At 39.4% G+C, this 639-nt stretch carries 1 protein-coding gene; it reads left to right on the forward strand.

Going from position 1 to position 639, the window contains the following annotated elements; all coding sequences use genetic code 11:
- The coding region (locus GQS58_RS16915; protein WP_166388062.1) for a hypothetical protein at positions 1-324 on the forward strand (324 nt) is incomplete at its 5' end.
- Positions 325-639 lie beyond the last annotated feature (315 nt).

Raw genomic sequence — 639 nt, forward strand, 5'->3', positions numbered from 1 at the left:
AACGCACAAGAAAGAGCGAGAAAAAACGCAGCGCTTGAAGTAGAGAACCAACACATAGAAATTGAAGCGAGAAAAAACGCAATATTAAAGAAAGAAAGAGAATTAAACCGTACACAGATAAATCTAAGTCAAAAGTTACATGAACTAAACAAAACTATCGATGAAAATAACCAGTTGGTGAAGCACTACAAGCAAGAGGCTCAAAAAGCTAAAAACAAAGCTAAAAATCACAGCACCGCCATTGGGCGAAAAAACAATATCATCAGCAAACTAAAAACTGATCCTGAATACTTAAACAGATTTATAGAAAAAAATTATAATTAGTGTTCTTGAATCACTATCGATGATCCTAATTTTAACTTGGCGAAGCCGTAGCGAGGAACGAGCGCGACTTTACAGAGTTAAGTGTAAAACAGTCCTCAAAACGCGTTCCCCAATCTTCCAGCTAAAAAAAAAAGCTAATCGTGCCCTGATAAACATCTCTTAACGGAGCTTAAATGCTCTGCTAGGAGATTTCATAGGCACATACATTAAACAACCTTGCTCCTTACGAAAAGCCTCTCAAAATCGCTCTGAGAGAGCAGGTGTGCATTTTGGGGTATGCCGGTACGAGTGAAACGAGGGGAAGGGCCGGCAGGG

This window comes from Polaribacter sp. 11A2H (assembly GCF_011379025.1).
In the GTDB taxonomy this organism is placed as follows: Bacteria; Bacteroidota; Bacteroidia; order Flavobacteriales; family Flavobacteriaceae; genus Polaribacter.